16 protein-coding genes are annotated in these 17,416 nt (G+C 49.0%); all 16 read right to left on the bottom strand.

The annotated features are described in order from the left end of the window. The 16 genes from C1N53_RS22355 to C1N53_RS22660 all read right to left on the bottom strand — a co-directional run bounded on the left by C1N53_RS22355 (position 1) and on the right by C1N53_RS22660 (position 16,688). Positions 1-1,098 (bottom strand): efflux RND transporter periplasmic adaptor subunit, encoded by a 1,098-nt coding sequence (locus C1N53_RS22355; protein WP_168194107.1) that lies wholly within the window; start codon positions 1,096-1,098, stop codon positions 1-3. A gap of 32 nt (positions 1,099-1,130) precedes the next feature. After that, on the bottom strand, positions 1,131-1,763 hold the full coding sequence (locus C1N53_RS22920; RefSeq protein WP_137761689.1) for an efflux RND transporter periplasmic adaptor subunit: 633 nt from the start codon (positions 1,761-1,763) through the stop codon (positions 1,131-1,133). Beyond that, positions 1,760-2,455: an efflux RND transporter periplasmic adaptor subunit gene (locus C1N53_RS22915; RefSeq protein WP_137761688.1), complete on the bottom strand. Its 696-nt coding sequence runs from the start codon at positions 2,453-2,455 to the stop codon at positions 1,760-1,762. The genes C1N53_RS22920 and C1N53_RS22915 overlap by 4 nt, the downstream gene beginning before the upstream one ends. Positions 2,456-2,459: 4 nt before the next feature. Next, complete coding sequence (locus C1N53_RS22340) at positions 2,460-3,710, bottom strand: TolC family protein (protein ID WP_137761687.1); 1,251 nt, start codon at positions 3,708-3,710, stop codon at positions 2,460-2,462. A gap of 15 nt (positions 3,711-3,725) precedes the next feature. Continuing rightward, a complete protein-coding gene (locus C1N53_RS22910) occupies positions 3,726-5,672 on the bottom strand; it encodes an efflux RND transporter permease subunit (RefSeq protein WP_051364264.1) in 1,947 nt (648 codons plus the stop codon). A 1-nt stretch (position 5,673) separates the two neighbouring features. Further along, positions 5,674-6,954 (bottom strand): efflux RND transporter permease subunit, encoded by a 1,281-nt coding sequence (locus tag C1N53_RS22905; protein WP_137761686.1) that lies wholly within the window; start codon positions 6,952-6,954, stop codon positions 5,674-5,676. Positions 6,955-7,057: 103 nt separating this feature from the next. Beyond that, complete coding sequence (locus C1N53_RS22325) at positions 7,058-7,819, bottom strand: helix-turn-helix domain-containing protein (RefSeq protein ID WP_137761685.1); 762 nt, start codon at positions 7,817-7,819, stop codon at positions 7,058-7,060. A 241-nt stretch (positions 7,820-8,060) separates the two neighbouring features. After that, positions 8,061-8,822 (bottom strand): cytochrome c3 family protein, encoded by a 762-nt coding sequence (locus C1N53_RS22320; protein WP_237151221.1) that lies wholly within the window; start codon positions 8,820-8,822, stop codon positions 8,061-8,063. After that, positions 8,819-9,580 carry a hypothetical protein gene (locus tag C1N53_RS22315; protein WP_036774791.1) on the bottom strand — a complete coding sequence of 254 codons (762 nt, stop codon included), beginning with the start codon at positions 9,578-9,580 and terminating at the stop codon, positions 8,819-8,821. The genes C1N53_RS22320 and C1N53_RS22315 overlap by 4 nt, the downstream gene beginning before the upstream one ends. A 3-nt stretch (positions 9,581-9,583) precedes the next feature. Continuing rightward, a complete protein-coding gene (locus tag C1N53_RS22310) occupies positions 9,584-11,548 on the bottom strand; it encodes an FAD-binding oxidoreductase (RefSeq protein WP_137761684.1) in 1,965 nt (654 codons plus the stop codon). Between the two features lie 93 nt (positions 11,549-11,641). Beyond that, the gene (locus tag C1N53_RS22305) at positions 11,642-12,241 is read right to left on the bottom strand and encodes a hypothetical protein (protein WP_025603924.1); all 600 of its coding nucleotides are present in this window, start codon (positions 12,239-12,241) and stop codon (positions 11,642-11,644) included. A gap of 532 nt (positions 12,242-12,773) precedes the next feature. After that, positions 12,774-14,429 carry an alpha-glucan family phosphorylase gene (gene glgP / locus C1N53_RS22300; RefSeq protein WP_137761683.1) on the bottom strand — a complete coding sequence of 552 codons (1,656 nt, stop codon included), beginning with the start codon at positions 14,427-14,429 and terminating at the stop codon, positions 12,774-12,776. A gap of 292 nt (positions 14,430-14,721) precedes the next feature. Further along, entirely contained in the window at positions 14,722-15,069 is a 348-nt protein-coding gene (locus C1N53_RS22295) for a DUF1622 domain-containing protein (protein ID WP_137761682.1), read from the bottom strand. 46 nt (positions 15,070-15,115) lie between these two features. Then, entirely contained in the window at positions 15,116-16,153 is a 1,038-nt protein-coding gene (locus C1N53_RS22290; RefSeq protein WP_137761681.1) for a type II glyceraldehyde-3-phosphate dehydrogenase, read from the bottom strand. A 63-nt stretch (positions 16,154-16,216) separates the two neighbouring features. Next, positions 16,217-16,492 (bottom strand): DUF5676 family membrane protein, encoded by a 276-nt coding sequence (locus C1N53_RS22285; RefSeq protein WP_137761680.1) that lies wholly within the window; start codon positions 16,490-16,492, stop codon positions 16,217-16,219. Then, entirely contained in the window at positions 16,473-16,688 is a 216-nt protein-coding gene (locus C1N53_RS22660; RefSeq protein WP_168194106.1) for a hypothetical protein, read from the bottom strand. Before C1N53_RS22660 ends, C1N53_RS22285 begins: the two co-directional genes overlap by 20 nt. Positions 16,689-17,416: the final 728 nt, after the last annotated feature.

Below are 17,416 nucleotides of genomic sequence, written 5' to 3'. Positions count from 1 at the left end.
TTACATCTTCATGCCGCCCATGCCGGTGCCGCTCTTCAGCACCTGGGCGCTCTTAAGGGCATAGGCGCCGGTAGCCACCACCGCTTCGCCCTCTTTGATTCCGCTGAGCACTTCCACCTCCTGTTTGTTTTGTATGCCTGTAGCTATGGCCCGGCTCTCGTACATGCCATCCGCTGTTTTAACCCAGGCCGTTGTCATGCTGCCAATCAAAAGAGCGGACTTTGGAATGACCAATGCCTGCTTCTCGTTTCTGCGTACGCTGAGGTATGCCATCATGCCCGGCTTGACTTTGTTTCCGTGGTTTTGGATTATAAAACGCACCAGGCTGATCTTCTGCCCGGGTTCCACCGTAGGGTTATCGAAAACCGGGACCGCCGTATACGTCTCGTCCGGGAAAGCCTCAAACGTAACGAGAACCGAGGGCTGCTTGCTGAGCCAGCGCAGTTCGCTGGTATACAGCTGTGATTCAATCCATAAGGCAGAGACATCCGCAATCCGGAACAAGGGCGTGCCCATCTCCACATACTGGCCCTGGCTTACCGGTAGTTCCGTCAGGTAACCAGATGCCGGGCTGTAAAAGGTGATCAATGACGAGGCCTCCCCGCTTCTCTCGATTTCCCGCACCTGCGCCGCTGTCAGCCCATACAGCAGCAAGCGCTGACGGGCGCTTTCCACCAGCTGGTCCATCACCTCCTGCATGGCCCCGAACTTTTCCCGCTGTTGCAGGGCATTTAGCAACTCGTTTTCAAGCGAAAGCAGTTCTTCGCTGTACAAAGCATATAGCGGCTGCCCCTGTTTTACCGGCTCCAGGGGATTGCGCACGAACAACCGGTCTATCCGGCCCCGTACGCGGGAGGTCACCACCACTACTTTTCTCTCATCGAACGCTGTAGTGCCCACCAGCGTAGTTACTTCACTTATAGATTGTACTTTCGCAGTGTCAATGGTAATGTTGGCATATACTTCATCCTGCTTGCTCAAAGTAATCATCTCCATGTTACCGGCAGTGTTGTCTGCCTCGTGTGCCGCATGTTGTTCTTTGCCGCTAGAGCAGGAAGCGATCAACAGGATCCCTGAAAGAAATGCACATATACTCATAGTTGAATGTCTCATTTTCATGATCCGCTACCTCAATACTGTATGATTGTTTCACTATCCGTTAAATAGCTTGCGTCCAAGGCTACCCATTCATTGGGCCTGAGTCCTTCCTTTATCTCTGTCATCTCCTTATTCTGGCGCCCCACCTGGACAGCCCTTGCCTGAAAAACATTGCTGCCTTCCTTTGAAGTGCCTTTCCGTACCCACACAATGGCTGTTCTGCCCACGTAGTAGACACTGGTGGCCGGCACGACAGTCGATTTTACGTGGGCAGGGGCAGAGGCCGTGGCCGTCAGAAGGGAGTTCTGCTTTAGCTGTCGGTCGGCATTGGGCAGGTACAGGCGCACCTGCGTGAATTTCTGCCCGCTGGCGTACACCGGCTCCACCATGCCGATAACCGAACGAAGAGGCTGCTCCGGGAGCAGCTCGCTTGTAACCACTATCTCCCGCCCCAGGTCAAGAAACTTCTCCGCATCGCTGGTGAAGGCGACGATGCCCCAGGCTTCCAGGAAATCGTTTACCCAGAATACCGTCTGGTCTTTGCTCACATACATGCCCTCTCTTATGCTGTTATCGGGTAAGGCGGTGCCGGGTATGCTGGTGGAACGGCCTGCAACTCCCATCTCCCCCATGCCCCCACTTCCTGTACCCGCTCCGGTGCTCATGCCCCCCCGGAGCCGGAGGGACTAAACAACACATACCCTTCGTAGGGGCTGTAAACGGAAATGGTGTAAGGCGCCCGGCCACTGCGGGCAAACTGATCTATCTGAGCCTCTGTCAACCCTAGGAGCCTCAATTTTCGCCTTGCCTTGTCGAGCAGCACCGGATCTTTGCTTTGGCGGCTGACGAATAAGAACTCCTCTACAAACGTGTTCAGTTCCGGGCTGTAGAGTTCCATCAATTTTTCGCCCTTCCGCACATACTGGTAGTTATACTTTACATATAGCCGCTCGATGCGTCCCCCCACACGCACCGCAAACTTTCGGCTGCGCCGCTGATCAAAATCAACATAGCCCTTACCGGAAAAGCTGTACTGCATGCTACTGTCGCTTGCCTGCACCACCGCCTGCCTGGAGATAACGGTTTGATTGGCAGGTAAGGTACTCCAGAAGACTTCATCCGTGCTGCCTGCCGCCTGCTGCTCGCCCGGCACCTGCCGGCTTATCTGCCCATGGTCTTCATGGCCTGCCTCCCGGGACGTCCCCATTTCAACCCCTTCCTGAGATGCTTGCCCGGCATGGCCCGCTTGGTGTTCGTCAGCAGGCTCTGAGCCACAGGATACTGCTGTAAGCAATAGGGAAGCCACAAAGCCTATTGCTAATAGCCGTTTCGTGACAGTTGGGATTCTTTTTCTCATGGTGCTAGTTGATTTCCCGTTGGTATTCGTACTCAGCCTGCAGGTTGAAAACCTGCCCCAGCTTATCGATGCGTTCCATTTCCTTCATCAGCAGCATGTTCCAGGCATCCAGTAGCACAAAGAAGTTTCCCGTGTTCTGGCGGTAAGCCAGCAGGTTGCTTTGCAGGTTGTTGCGGTAAGCCGGTATAATGGTCGTTTGGTAATTCTGCAACTGGCGGCTTTCGTAGGCGAGCATGGTGATTTTCTCCCGAATCATTTGATTGGCCATCAGCTGCATGGTGGCTTTTTCATTCTCCATGGCCCGTATGTCAAACTCCATAGAACGTACTTCTGACTTGTACATCCGGGAGGACCAGGGGGCAATCGGGATGGTGACCATACCCATAACAGAGAATGTGTTCGGCATTTCATTCATCTGGCTGTGATTGAACTGAATCCCAAAATCGGGCTTGGCCCCAGTAGCCATCAAACGCTGATTGCTGCGCATGGACTGGATACGGCTCTCCATGGCCAGGATGTCGCTACGCTTCAGGAAGGAAGAGTCCGCCACAACCGCCAAGTCGCGTTGGTAATCGGTTGGCTGTAAGACGGAATCGATCAGAAAAGGCGTGTCTACGTCCCGGCTCATCAGCGTGTTCAGGCCTATACTGCTCTCGGCCACCTGCGACCGTAGCATGGTCTCCATGTTGTTCAGTTCGCTCAACAGGGCCTCTGCCTTGAACACCGTGGGCAGGTCAGACTGATTATAGACGTACCTGTCCTTTGCTGTTGTAATCAGCATCCTCAGCAGGTCGCTGTATTCGCTTACTACCATTAATTTTTTCTCGGCCGTATAGCGTCGGTAATAGTAAACACGCGCCGTATAGTGCAGCACATTCTTTGCCCATTTCTCTTCCTGCCGCAAAACGTTCTCCTGCGAGAGGATGTATCTTTTACGGGCATTGAGCTTCGCCGGGTTGGGTATCATCTGCTCCAACGACAGCATATAGCCCGCCAGGTTGACTGGCATGGTCTCCACCATCTCCTTCCGGTATGGGAACTGGTCCAGGGCCAGCGACACAGTGGGGGGCATCCAGCTTTTGGCCCCCTCGGACAGGGCCCTGACGCCTCTTATCCTGTTTTGGTAGAGGCGCAATTGCGGGTACGTTTCATCTATATGTTCAAAGACCTGTGGCAAAGAAAGACGCACCGTATCCTGCCCCCGAAGGGAGGTGGCAACCAGAAGGCCAATTAACAACAAGCTTATTCTTTTCATGGTTCGTATCTTTTGCTACTCCTCGATATCCAGTACGGTTAACTGCCCTTGCTTTCTCAACTCCCACTCCTTTAGCAGGTTGTAGATAACCGGCAGCACGATCAGCACAAAGAGGGTGGCGGTCATCAACCCGAACACAAAGGGGATGGCGATGGGCTTCATCACATCACTGCCCGTACCGGTGGAAGCCAGCACGGGTATCAGCCCGAGAACATTTGCCAGCACCGTCATGAGCAGCGGCCGTACCCGTTGGGTGGCGCCAAACAGAATGGCATCCTTAAGCATCGGAAGGCTGATGTTTTGCGGGCCGTTGCCCCTTTCTTTCACGAGCTTCCTGATAGTGTCGTTCATATAGGCAATCATCAGCACGCCAGTACTTACTGCCACGCCAAAAAGGGCTATAAAACCCACAGCCACGGCCACTGAGAAATTTACGTTGTAAAAGTAAAGGGAGTACACCCCGCCGATGAGTGCTACAGGCACACTGATGAAAACCACCAGCACCGACTTAAAGGAGTGAAAGGTGATGTACAGGATAAAGGCGATGATCAGCAGCACGACCGGGATGATGATACTGAGACGCTGCTGTGCCCGCACCTGGTTCTCGTATTGTCCGCTCCACTCCACAAAGTACCCCTGTGGCATCTTCTTAAAGGCTTCGTCAATCCTTTCCTTCGCTTCGTTTACCACACTGCCCATATCCCTGCCCCGCACGTTGAAAAGCACGGTTCCCCTGAGCATGGCATTCTCGGAATTGATCATCGGAGGCCCTTCGGAAACCTTGATGTCGGCCACAGCGGAGAGCGGCACTACCCCGTAGGCCATCGTTTGTACCGGAATCCTTCTGATCTCGTCCAGGTCGTTGCGGTACTCCTGTGCCAGCCGCAGGTTTACACTGAAACGCTCCCTGCCTTCCACAGTAGTGGTGAGGACCATGCCGCCCAGCGCACTTTCAATCACCATGTTCACGTCATCCACATTCAACCCATAGCGGGCAATGTCAGGGCGCCGGATCTGGATGTCCAGGTATTTTCCGCCCGTGAGCTGCTCTACGTACAGGTCTTCCAAGCCTTCTATGCCTTTTATGGTGCTCTCCACCTGTCGGGAAATAGCATATATACTGTCCAGGTTGCTGCCATATATTTTAATGCCCACGTCCGTGCGGATGCCGGTAGACAGCATGTTCACCCGGTTAATGATCGGCATCGTCCATCCTACCACCACTCCGGGTATCTGGATCTTGTCGTTCATCTCCTGGATGAGCATATCCTTGGTGAGCCCCTTTCGCCATTGCTTTTTGGGCTTGAGCACAATAATCGTCTCAATCATACTGATAGGTGCGTTGTCTGTCGCCGTGTAGGCACGCCCGGCCTTGCCCAGCACGTTCTCTACTTCCGGGAAGCCCTTGATGATCTTGTCCTGCAGTTGCATAATCCGCTTCGCCTCGGAATTGGAAACATCCGGTAGCGTAACAGGCATCAGCAACAGAGAGCCTTCGTCCAGCGGCGGCATGAATTCGGTGCCGAGATTTACAACAAAGGGGACACTGCCCAACAATAGAACGACGCAGCCAGCCAGCACGCTTTTGCGCCACTCCAGAGAAAAGCGGGCAGCAGGCCTGTACAACCTGACAAAGAAATTAGAGACAGGGTTACGGCTTTCGGGGATGAGCTTTCCCTTCATGAGGACGCGCGTGAGCATGGGAGCAACCGTAATGGCAAGTATGGCTGCGCCTATGAGCGAAAAAGTTTTGGTAAGCACCAGAGGCGAAAATAGCTTCCTCTCCTGGCCCGTCAGGAAAAGTATGGGCGCAAAGGAAATAATCATGATCAGAACCGAGAAGAAAACGGCTCGCCCTACTGTACGGGAAGACTGTTCAATAATAGCCACGCGCTCCTCTTCCGAAATTTCCTTTGTGTGGCCAATGCGCTCTTTCAACAGGTTCTCTTTAGATGCTGCCATATTAACCGTCTATTTCATTGTTTAGAACCCTTTTGGTAAGGGACCTGTATGCATTCTCCGCCATGACAATGGCAGGATCGACCACATCCCCAATAGCCAGCGCAATGCCCCCCAGCGACATGATGTTAGAGGTAACCCCGAACAGCCTCATCAGGATAAAGCCGATAAGCACCGAGAGCAGGATACATACGATGGCCACCATGCCGCTCCGGAAGCTGAACAGGAACAGAATCACAACGATGGATACGATCAGGATCATTTGCCAAAGCGCCTCTGTCAGGGTGTTGATGGAAGCCAGGATCAGATCGCTGCGGTCATAGGCTGTCTTGAACTTTACCCCTGCCGGCAGCCCTCTGGCTACTTCTTCCATCTTCACCTTGGCTCGCTCAATCACGTCTTTAGCATTCTCCCCGAACCGCATCACCACAATGCCGCCCACCACTTCGCCTTCGCCGTTCTCCTCGGTAATACCCAGGCGTAAATCAGTACCCATCTGCACATCGGCCACATCGCTCAATCGGATGGGAATGGACTTATAGGTGCCAATGGATATCTCCTTTATATCTTCCAGGCTGGCGATATAACCCAGCCCCCTGACAAGGTAGCTGGTGGCGTTCATTTCATACAGGCTGCCGCCTACATCGCGGTTGTTGGCAGCAACCGCCCGGGTAACATCCATCAAAGGCACACCATAGTACACCAGCTTGTGCGGATCAATCGTCACCTGGTACTGTTTCTGAAAGCCTCCGAACGAGGCCACCTCGCTGACGCCTTCGACATTTTGCAAGGCAAACTTCACGTACCAGTCTTGGAGGGCCCGCAGCTCTCCAAGGTTATAGCCATCACCCTCCAGCGTGTACCAGAACACATGCCCCAGCCCTGTTCCGTCGGGGCCTAGCGTTGGGGTAACACCTTGCGGCAAGAAGCGTTGCGCATAGTTGAGGCGTTCCAGCACACGGGTGCGGGCCCAGTACACATCCACATCATCCTCAAACACCACAAAAATGAAACTCATGCCAAACATAGAGGCGGCACGGATGGAATTAATTTTGGGAATACCCTGCAGGTTGGAAACCAACGGATAGGTGATCTGGTCTTCCATGATCTTCGGGTTCCGCCCCATGTACTCCGTGTAAATGATCACCTGGTTTTCAGAGAGATCGGGCAGGGCATCTACCGGGGTTTCTTTGATGGAATAAAACCCGCCCACAACCACCAGTATAATGCCGAGCCAGACAAAGAAGCGGTTGCGTATCGACCAGGAAACAATTTTCTCTATCATAGTGATGTGTTGGAGTATAAGTCAGCCGTTAGCCAGCCTCAGCTTCATTTAAAATATTGTGATCAGCTACTTCCTTTTGCAGCTCATGAAATGATTGACCCGATTAACCCTTGATATATTTCAAGGCTTCCTGAATATCCAGTTCACGGGTCCCATTGCCAGTCCTTATATAGAAATGTGTGTGTTGCTGGTGCTTTAGAAAAACCGGTGTGCCTGTGCTATTTACCTGTATCATGCAAACATCATTATTATTAGTAAGCACAAACGAAACCTTCAGGTTTTTACAGTTTTCTGTTCCTAGGTACAGGGAAATGGACTGCATGATATACTGTTCAAACCCATCCCTATCCCCCTTTTTTAAAGACTGATAATCTTTATCAAGCCCAAGGATAGTGGTATCATCAGCCACCCCTATCAATAAGGTCCCTCCTTCAGAGTTCATAAAAGCAGCGATCGTTTTTAAGCTTGCCAGCTCAATTTCTTTGCTTGTTTTTAGTAAGCGGTAATCCCACCTGAAAGAAGATTTGAATTCTATAGTTGCACATTCCCCTTTTACCAACAGATCTTCAATTTTATCATTAGTTTTATCATGAGTTGCAGCAATCTTTGATCGAAACAACAAATACCCCAGAGCCCCACCTGTAGAAAGAAACGCCATCATGATCAGTCCGCTAACCAAATCAATACTTAAAGAATTATTGTAAAAATTGAGCACCACCTCCTTTAAAGGTAGGCGATGCCTCCCGAGATGGTATTCTACCAATACCAGTAGTATGGGAGCCAATACAAAGAGCATTGAAACGGCGCCAGAAACAACCCAAACCCATTGTCTATTACTCCTTATTATTTGCTTTAAACGAAGCATTATGGGGGTTTTTGATGTTAGAGATTATCACAACAATTCTACTCAGGACGATTAATTTGGCTTACAATCAGTTGTATTGCAAGCTTAAGTATCAGCCAACAGCGCAGCCTGAAACTACCAGCTTTTTTAATCGTAAAATCTTATTGCAAAAAAATATTATTCCTACTGGCCTCAAAATGATAAATGTCATGTTTGGCAATGGCTTTTATCATCTTTCGGTCTGGTTTACAATCAAAGTAATTTAGTGATGATCGTAGAGACCCAAGCCTTTGATATCGTTCCATGATGTAGTTTGATGACAGGAGTAACATTGCGTAACTACTGCGTTTTCCTGCTTTGCAACTTTTTTAGAGACCATTTCAAAATGCTCCATAAAATGGCTGGGTGGGGCCTGATGGCATTGAGCGCATTCAATCGATCGCATTGACGGATGCTGAAACTCCGGAATCGTCCATTCAGTTGTGGCATGGCAGGTTGCGCAGTTTTGCCCAAACAATGTGGCGTGGCGGTCTTTGGTGCTGTGGCAAGTGGCGCAGTCAAGTGTGGCTACCAGCGGCGAAACGAGCGGATGCCCCATAGGCAATAGCGGGTTTTTTGGCTGATTTACAATGTTCTTTCTACCGGAAATTAATTTGGCGCCGATTCGCGCCAACGCTTCGTGGTCCATCACGCGTAAATTCGCTTCCTCGCCCTGATGCTCTACGTGGCAGCTAGCACAGTTACCAATAGTTGCGTGAAAGGCGGTCGGTTGGCGTGCCAGTAAATCCTTGTTGTCGGCGTGGCAACTGACACATTTCGCCTCGTCTATGCCCTTCGCCGCCGTGTGGCAGGCGCTGCAATCTGATTTAAATAGCGCGTGGGCCGCCGACAATTCGCCCGGCATCACCTGGCTTTGTGCCAGTATGCTGGTTTTTTCCGGAACCCTAATATAGGCCAGGCTGGTAATAAATACCAACACGCTAGCCAGCAGAGCAAAATTAACTACCTTATTTCTTTTTGTCATTTGAACCATCTCAACCCGAAATAAATTGCTGACCAAATGTGAAAAACGAGCAAAAGATAAAAAACGCAGGAAGTGGCAATATGAGCGTAGAGCCAACGCGCCGTACGCCGTTTTAAAAATTCGTGGGTTTTTATAGCGTATTCCAGGTCAGCGATTGATTCTGCCAGGCGTAAGGCCCTAATTGAAAGTGGAACTTGGGTATCTGCCGAAAAATTTTCCGTCCCCGTAAAACTATTAAAGGCACGGCGCACAAGTCCATGCGAAGCAACGTACGTGATTTCGGGGTCAGGCTTTTGAGCCAAACCTCCGATTAACTGATTGTATTGCGTAGCCAGCAGGTTAAGCTGGTCTTGTTTTTCACGCAGTTCCTGCGATGAATAACTAAGAAAATATCTACCAATAAATCCGCTCAATATTGTAAGCATCATCATGGTGGTGAGCCAGATGCCAAGATTGCTTTCAAAGCGGTGACCAGTGTGCAGGATGGCAAGTATAGAGCCTGCAATGCCTGTATAAATGTGCCAGGTTAGAAGTGTGCCGATCGAAATTTTTTTGCTGATGAATAGTTTGAAAGCTTCTATTCGCTTTGCGGCTGAATAAACAAGAGGCGGTACAACCATGAGAAGGGCGGCTGTAATGGCAAGCACCCAGCCGACTGAACTTCCGGGAAACCGGGGCGAACGATGCACAAGAAATCCGAGCCACAGAATAAGCTGCAGTAAAAGCAAGCCCCCGATAATTGTCCGTTCCTGTTTCATAATTTATGCATCAACCGAAACATCTTCGGTTGCTTTTGCCTGGCAGGCGAGTATCATGTTTTGTGTTTTGTCGTCTTCGGTTAAAGCATCTTCTACTGCCATTGTTACCTTGCCCGAATTCAGTTTTATTTTGCAAATACCACACGTGCCTACCCTGCATGAATAATCAATATTTACCCCTACTTCCTCCGATGCTTCAAGTATTGATTTGTCGGGCGTTAGCACTGCTGTTTTGTTTGATTTAGCAAATGTAACCACCCCTGTTTTTCCAGCCTCTTCAGAAGTGAAAGGTTTAGCGACTTCTTCATCAACAGGTGGTTTGCCTTTTTCTTCAGGAGTGGGTGATACTGTTTTGGGTTTGGGCGGCGGTCCCGCAAACACCTCGGTCATCACCATCTCTTTTGGCACCTTCAGCTCATCAAGCATCTCTTTTACAGCATTCATCATTGGAGGCGGTCCGCAAATGTGAATCATGCGGGTTATTATATCCGGCACCCGCTCGGCCAGAATCTCTTTCGTGATGCGTCCCTTAATGAAGGAATCAGTGGGATTGCTGACCGGCTCTTCAAGAAGAAACCAGACGTGCAAATTCGGATAGCGTTTTTGCAGGTACAATATCTCTTCACGAAAAATAATGCTGCTCTCATTTTTACAGGTAAAGAAGAAATAAATTTCCCCTTTCCACGAACGGTCGGTCAGGTAGCGGATGGCGCTCATCATTGGCGTTACCCCTACTCCGCCGGCAATAAATACGGCGCTCTCGGCATGCGCTTCTGTAAAAGTAAATTTGCCTGAAGGGGCCGTGAACTGTAGCAGTTCTCCTATGTGAACTTCGGTATGCAAATAATGCGAAACGGTTCCTTTCTCTTCATGCTTAACAGTGATTTCGCAGTAGTCACGATGTGTTGGCGATGAAGCAATGGTGTAAGAACGCTTTACAGGAACTCCTTTAGGATTAATGGTTATCGTAATGAATTGCCCCGGTAAAAAATTAAAGGGAAGCTTCCCACCGGCAGGGTCGGTAAGGCGAAAGGTTTTAACATTGGGCGTTTCATCAAAAATTTCAGTAACCAGCAAAGTGCCGGTCCAGGAATTTGGTTTTGATGGCGCTAAGCCGGGACCTACCAGCGGTGGTGTACCCTTCGCTGTCACCGGTTCACCCTTTGCAGGTTCTGCATTTGGCGCAGGTTCACCTTTAGCAGGTGGCGGGGCAACCGGCTTTGCCTCACCTGGAGCAGGTATTTTTTCGGGGGATTTTCCGGCAAGTTTTTCGATGAGCGCATTGGCTCGTTTCATTTTGTGGAAATACATCCAAATCATGGCAACGGCAAATGCGGCGAACACCAGCATGGTAAGGTAGTGGAACCACGACAACCCGAAAAACCCATGTGGCGGTTCTACTTCTTGGTAAGGAGTAAGGTTCATCTCCTGCCTGAACCACTTTAAGGCTATTTCTCGAGGATTTTTGTTTTCGGCTAATGCCTGTTGCGCAGCAAGGCCGCTTTGCACCAGCGCCTGTCCGGCCCGGATTTGCTCATTTGCTTCCTGAATGCCGGCAAAATACTGGCTTCCGGCGGCATCCCTGAGCTTTTGCAGGCCCAAAGACAGCAGCGTGTTTCCCCGATCAATCCGTTCATTGGCTAACTGACTTATTTTAGCACGTCTTTCAGGTGACAAATCCGGTAACTGCATCAGCGAAGGATAGAGTTCCTTTCCGGGCGGCTTACCCATATCCTGCATCATCTCGCCCATGCCACCCATTCCACTGTTCGTTCCGTCGGCTTTTCCGCCCGGCATTCCCCTTCCGCTGCTCGTATCGGTTGCAGCCGAATCAGCCGTAGGCGAGGATTGTTGCGGGTGATGTGAGTTATGCTCTCCCGGAGGTACTTGAGAAACGGCAGGACATGCCGCAGCAACTAACACTGCCGCAGAAAGAAAGAAGGGAACTAGAGCGTGAAAAGACTTCATTGCTAAACATTTCTCGATTTCATCCAAAAAGACAGAAAAGTCATTTTTCCGTAAAGGGAGTTTCTACCACTAATTTTCTAAAAGAGCGATCAACTACATATCTCCATCCTCCATTGGTGCATCCTTGGGCATAGGAGCTTTGCTTTTATTCATTTGGTTATTCTTCATTTTATCTGCGACCTTGTCCATCATGTCCATGCCTCTATCCATCATGTCCATGCCCTTATGCATGTCTTTATCCATCATGTCCATATCCATACCCTTTGCGTTCATGCTGCTGTCGGCCATGTTTTTTCCCATGTTCATCATATCCATGCCTGTGTCCATCATATCCATATCATCACTCATATTTTGGTCGGCCATAGCACCTTTATCTTTTTCCATCATACCTTTCCCCAAGTTTGTCATTTCCATACCCTGATCTATCATTCGCATTCCTCTTTCCACCGTAGGTTTGTCCTGATCTGAATATCCCTTGTCCACCATTTCTTTGCCTGACCTCATCAAATCCATTCCCTGGTGAATCATGCTCATGCCGCCTTCGGCTCCCTCCGTAGGTTCACTTGATTGGGCGACAGAGTCTACTTTTGAGTGGGCAACGGAGTCTATAAATCTGTCCCCGGCAGCAGTGCTGTTCTTATTGTTAGCGTCACATCCAGCAACAAAAACAGATACAAACGCAATGAAGAGCAACCTAGCAGCTTTAAGGTTCCTTACAGCCCTTACCCGTCTAGACGGGAAACTGCCTGCGTTGGAATAGGTGAACCTACTGGTTATAAAACAGGATGTGTACATAATTACTGGTCTTTTGACATTAAATAATCTGCTATCATTTAGAATCTATCAGGACTTTGCTTTGAAAGACACTGGTAAAGCATGAGGTATTTGCGTTCCAATCTAAGGTCGCGGTTGTACGGCTCTCTGTTTCTACCTGTACCGTAAGCTTCTTCTGCTCACGTTGCAGCTGACTTACAGATATGGCTATGTTATGAGCTGTCTGTTTCTATCATAGTTGTTCCTGGTTGCCCTTCAACCTGCCATTTGCTCAATCAGTATTTTCTTTTGCCGGTCTCGTGCCTGCAGAAGTTAGGGAGAAGAAGTATGCACAATATGTAACGGCTCATCTAAGCATGGGTCGTCATTGAATTCTCTAGCATTTAAACTGATGGTATCCGATGTGCGTAGGGGACCTTTAGTATCGTTAACGGCAGTCTGTACTGCGTCTTTAACTGCTATACAGTTTTTCATAATACTCCCTGGCCAGGCGATCTGAGTCAAAGAGTGGCAGGATGTCCCGCATGCCGTTTTTTACGATCGTTAACCATTGTTCCGGTTCCTGGTAATACAGGGGCAGGATCTCTTGTTCAAGTGTATCCAGAATTTTTTTGGCATCCAGGCTGTTTTGCTCATGAAGTGGCAGTGTTGGGTCTACGGGTGGTACCATGAACCCATTGCTGCCATGCCGGATGAATTCCGGCACCCAACCGTCGGCAGTAGAAAGCAAAACTGCACCGTTCATGGCTGCTGTCATACCGCTTGTGCCCGAAGCCTCATGCGTCACCAGCGGGTTACTTAACCACAGGTCTGCCCCTTGTTTCAGTAGTTTTGACAGTTTGAGTTCATACCCTACCAGTACGGAGCAGTGGTGATACTTTTTACTATGATGTACCAATCGGTCGAACACAGAAACAGCAGCATAGTCTGTCGGGTACGGCTTCCCTGCCCATATTACCTGAACAGGTTTTTCGGAGTCAGTTAACATACGTTCGAAGCGAATCATATCATTCATTATCAGATCAGCCCGCTTGTATGCTGCAAAACGCCGGGCCCATACGATGGTAAAGACATTTTCATCCAGCAGATCACCGGTTTGGTCGGCCACCTCTTCAAAAAGCTGTTTTTTAAGTTGTCGCTTCCTTAGAAAGAGCTTTTCGTCGTCTCCTTGCTGGAGGTACTCATACATATACTGGTCCGCCCAGTAGGAATAGCTTTGTGCATTGGTGATATAGGTAATAGGGCAAATTTCCGGGTGTCCACCCCATAGCGTTTGAACTACCTCCCCGTGCATACGGGAAACAGCATTTGCCTTTCGGGCTAAGCGCAACGCAGCCAGCGTGTGGTCAAAGGTATCCTCTTTTATACCCGTGATTTGTCGTACCTCATTCAATGGCAGGTAGGAAAAGTAGCCCATTTTGTCCAGTAGCCGGATGTCCGTTTTCTCATTTCCGGCAGCTTCGGGGGTGTGTGTGGTAAATACCAGCCGTTTCCTGACCTCCTCAGCCTGCCCGTACTTATGAAATAAAGTGAATGCAAGGGGCAGCGCGTGCGCCTCGTTGAGGTGGTATACATCCGGGGCGAGATCTAAAATCTCCAGCAATTTATGCCCTCCTGCCCCAAGTAGAATACTGGCCGCAATTTTGGCTTCCTGATTCGAGTCATAAAGCTTGTGGGTAATGGTTTGAGCCAGGTAATCGTTATCGGGCAAGTTTGTAGTTAGAAAAAAAATGGGGGCAGTATCAAAAGCATTTGGGGGAAGGTAATACACGCCCACCTGAACAGGGGAATCGTTTATGTTAATCTCAAACTGCATGTCTGTCTTCTGCAGAAAGGAATATATCTTCTCCAGAAACAAGACGCTCATAGTCTGGTCTGACTTATGCACCTGATCATAGTAGCCGTACTTCCACAGAATGCCTATCCCGACCACGTTCTGCTTCAGATGGTAGGCACTTCGCATATGCGAGCCTGCCAGGAAGCCTAAGCCTCCGGAATACGTTTTGAGGCATTGTACAATAGCGTATTCCATCGAAAAGTAGGCCACGCGCTTCTGGTAAGCAGCCGAATAAACGTAAGGATGGAGGTTCTTTTGATAATCAGTCATAGCTGTTTTTTTGGGGGAAGAGTTTGCTTGAACAGGCACTCAGGTCTCATAAGCCTGAAAAATATGGTTTTACCGGGCAATCCTTACTCAACGTCAGCCAGTACATAAATAGCCGACCGGACGGTACACTGTGGAGTAGCCTGCGTTAAAAGGCCTTGTGCCTGGTTAGGTTTCTCCGGTTAGGTATTTCACATTGAAAACATTTTTAAAAGCGCTGCTATGATGGCAAAGGTTATGAAGAGCCCATCCCCACCAGTCGCGCCCGTACGGGTATAGCATGAAAATCAATTGCTCAACTTGCATGGATACTTACTGATTCTTTTATCTCCTTCATGAGAAAGAAGCTGATCACGGACCGGATAGCTACGATCAGCCCCAAAACATAGAGCTCATTCAGGCTGGGGTCGTGGATGGTGTGGATGATATCAGCCGCCAGCATAAAATCAAGCCCAAGCAACAAGTAAGCCGACAGCCTGGACCGGTTACGCTCCTGCCTCACCACAACAGCGGTAGCGTCATGCAAGAAGCGCATCTCCGTTTTTATAAAGCGGAAAAGGGTCAAAAGCGTACCATATATTATAATGACACTCCCTGCCACACTAATACCAATCGCTATTATGTTAAATACACCCTGTTTCATTGCCTAGGCCTAAAAGAACTTTGATTACCAGCAGTTCCTCCATATATTAAATAAAAGCCCCCTGCCGTATTCCCAAGGCAGCGTTGGTCTTTTGTATGGAAGCCTGTGCATTTTCTTCCAGCCGTGTCAGCGCCCTGATCGCATCGATGGTTTCCGGAATGACAATGGCTTGGTTGTCTACCAGGTAGGCGAAAAACAATTCACTTCCTACCACTTTCAGCATGTCCTGCCACAGCGCCACCTCGTACATGTCGCCGTAAGGCCGGTTCAAAGACAGCATCAGTTCCTTTACCGTATTGTTGGCCGATAGGCCATCCCCGTAACTGATCATGGCGATGCGAGAGGAGTTACTGAAAGCCTGCAGCACTTCTTCTTTGCTAGCCTCACGGGTGAGCTGCACATTCCAGTAATGCAGGTGGCTGAGCGTTTCCGGCACTTTTACTGCCGCTGTAATCACATCCAGCTCCGGGTCTACGCTCTGTGCGTCCGGCCCTTGGTGGCTGGGGATCTCAGGCTCCGGCACCAGCGTGTTGATGATTCCGTTGAGGTGGCTTTCCCAAGGGTCTGTTGCTCTGCGCAGCAAAGTGCCCCTTGCTCTCTTCAAGAGGCCTGCTTTTTTCAGAGCCGTTAGGGTTCTGATAATGGAGGTCGTGTTGCACGATACCACCCGGGTGGACTCCCTTCCTAGAGCGGTGTCATAGTTGTTTTCGGCACTAAAGGAATGGCCGGTAGTTTCGTGCTTCTCGCCCCCCTGCACGATGAACTTCAGTCTCGCCTCTTGATACTTTTCTATGTTCTGAGCCGCTATCTTTTTCGGGGTGCAGTCCACTACCAGCTCGCAGCTCTTCAAAAGGTCTGTCAATGTGCCCTGCACTTGGATACCTGCCTTTGCCATTTGCTCTTGAGACGCACTATCAAAGGCAAATACCGGGTATCTTTTGTGTGCGGCCACTTTAACACGCCAGTCAGAGACCACATCACAAATTCCGGAAAGCTCCATGTCGCCTTGCAGCCGGACAGCATCGGCCACCCGTTTGCCGATAACCCCATATCCGTTAACAGCTATTTTTACCTTATCTTTCATCGCTCAAAAGGTTTAAAGAAGTTTGTTAGTTTGCACTTTTTTATCCAGGCTCATGCCGAACACTCATGGGCTTCTGAGGCTAACATTATAAATAGCCGCAATGCAGGCACCTAAGAGCCAGGAAAGAATAAAAATCTCCACAATCCCTATCATGGCTTCCCACAAGGGGATGTTCATCCGGATGATAGATGAAACATCCAACCCGTGAAACAGGCTGTTGAAGAAACCTACCGTTCCCTTATATCCCACCGTGGCCATTAACAGGATGCACCCCATGTAACTTATAGCACCCGTTAGTCCGCATGCCAGGCCAAACTTTTTAATGTTGATGCTGCTCATGACTTCTGTCTGGTTTTACATTTCCAGAGTGCTCGTTAGTACTGTCCTGTTTAGGACTTTGCCTTCCGTGCATCGGCATTAGCAAGTGGCAAACGAACATGATCAAGATGAAAACAAACAGCTGAATGTCGCCACCCAGTCCTAAGAGTGGTGCCAGAAAGATCAGCAGCAAGGGCAGAAGGCATCCGATGATCATCCATATCCAGTGATTTTTCATCATATTATTTTGAGTAAAGTAGTTACTCTTTGAAGGATAAGGCTACATCTATTTCATCCAATCTTTATCAGCAATATTTAATTTATGCGTTTGCCAACGCTCTTTGCTACTCCTCATAGACTGATGCTTTCGATATCTTCAGTTGCTTTATTCTAGCGACATTTATGCTACTGCCTCTTTGTCATCATATGCTTTTTATAGTTCTTGTTCTTCTTATCTACGGGTACACTAGTTTTTCTTTCGGCAAGATGCTTTTTACTGACTGGACAAGCACCTGGACCTTTACTTAGCATCACTGTATGATGTAAGTATTATAAACTACTTCTTTCCTTGTTGGGTGGCCTTTAATTTTTTATTTGGCCTCCTTTAGGGACCGCCAAGAAACTGTAGTCCTTTTCCTATGTGTTGCCTGTGTTTTGCTGCATCGCACCCTGTGCATAAATTTGAACAACAGCTATTGTTAAGGGTGTCAAGCTTTTGGTTGTGCGAGTCCAGTAACATGGTGAAGTACCTCTATCTTCACTAGGGAGAAGCAATTAAGTGCTTATTATGACTCCTAAGTACTTGGGAGGTACTTTGTATACTCTGAGAATGTTTCTTTGTTTTATATTTTTAATTAAAATATTTATATATTTTTTATGTATTAGAATTAAATGGGAGTCACAGTTTGATTACATTTGGAACTTTCCAAGGCTACTTTTAAGGTG

Source organism: Pontibacter sp. SGAir0037 (assembly GCF_005491705.1).
Taxonomy (GTDB): domain Bacteria; phylum Bacteroidota; class Bacteroidia; order Cytophagales; family Hymenobacteraceae; genus Pontibacter.
The sequence above is the reverse complement of the archived record's forward strand: the minus strand, read 5'-3'. Positions and strand labels throughout refer to the sequence as shown.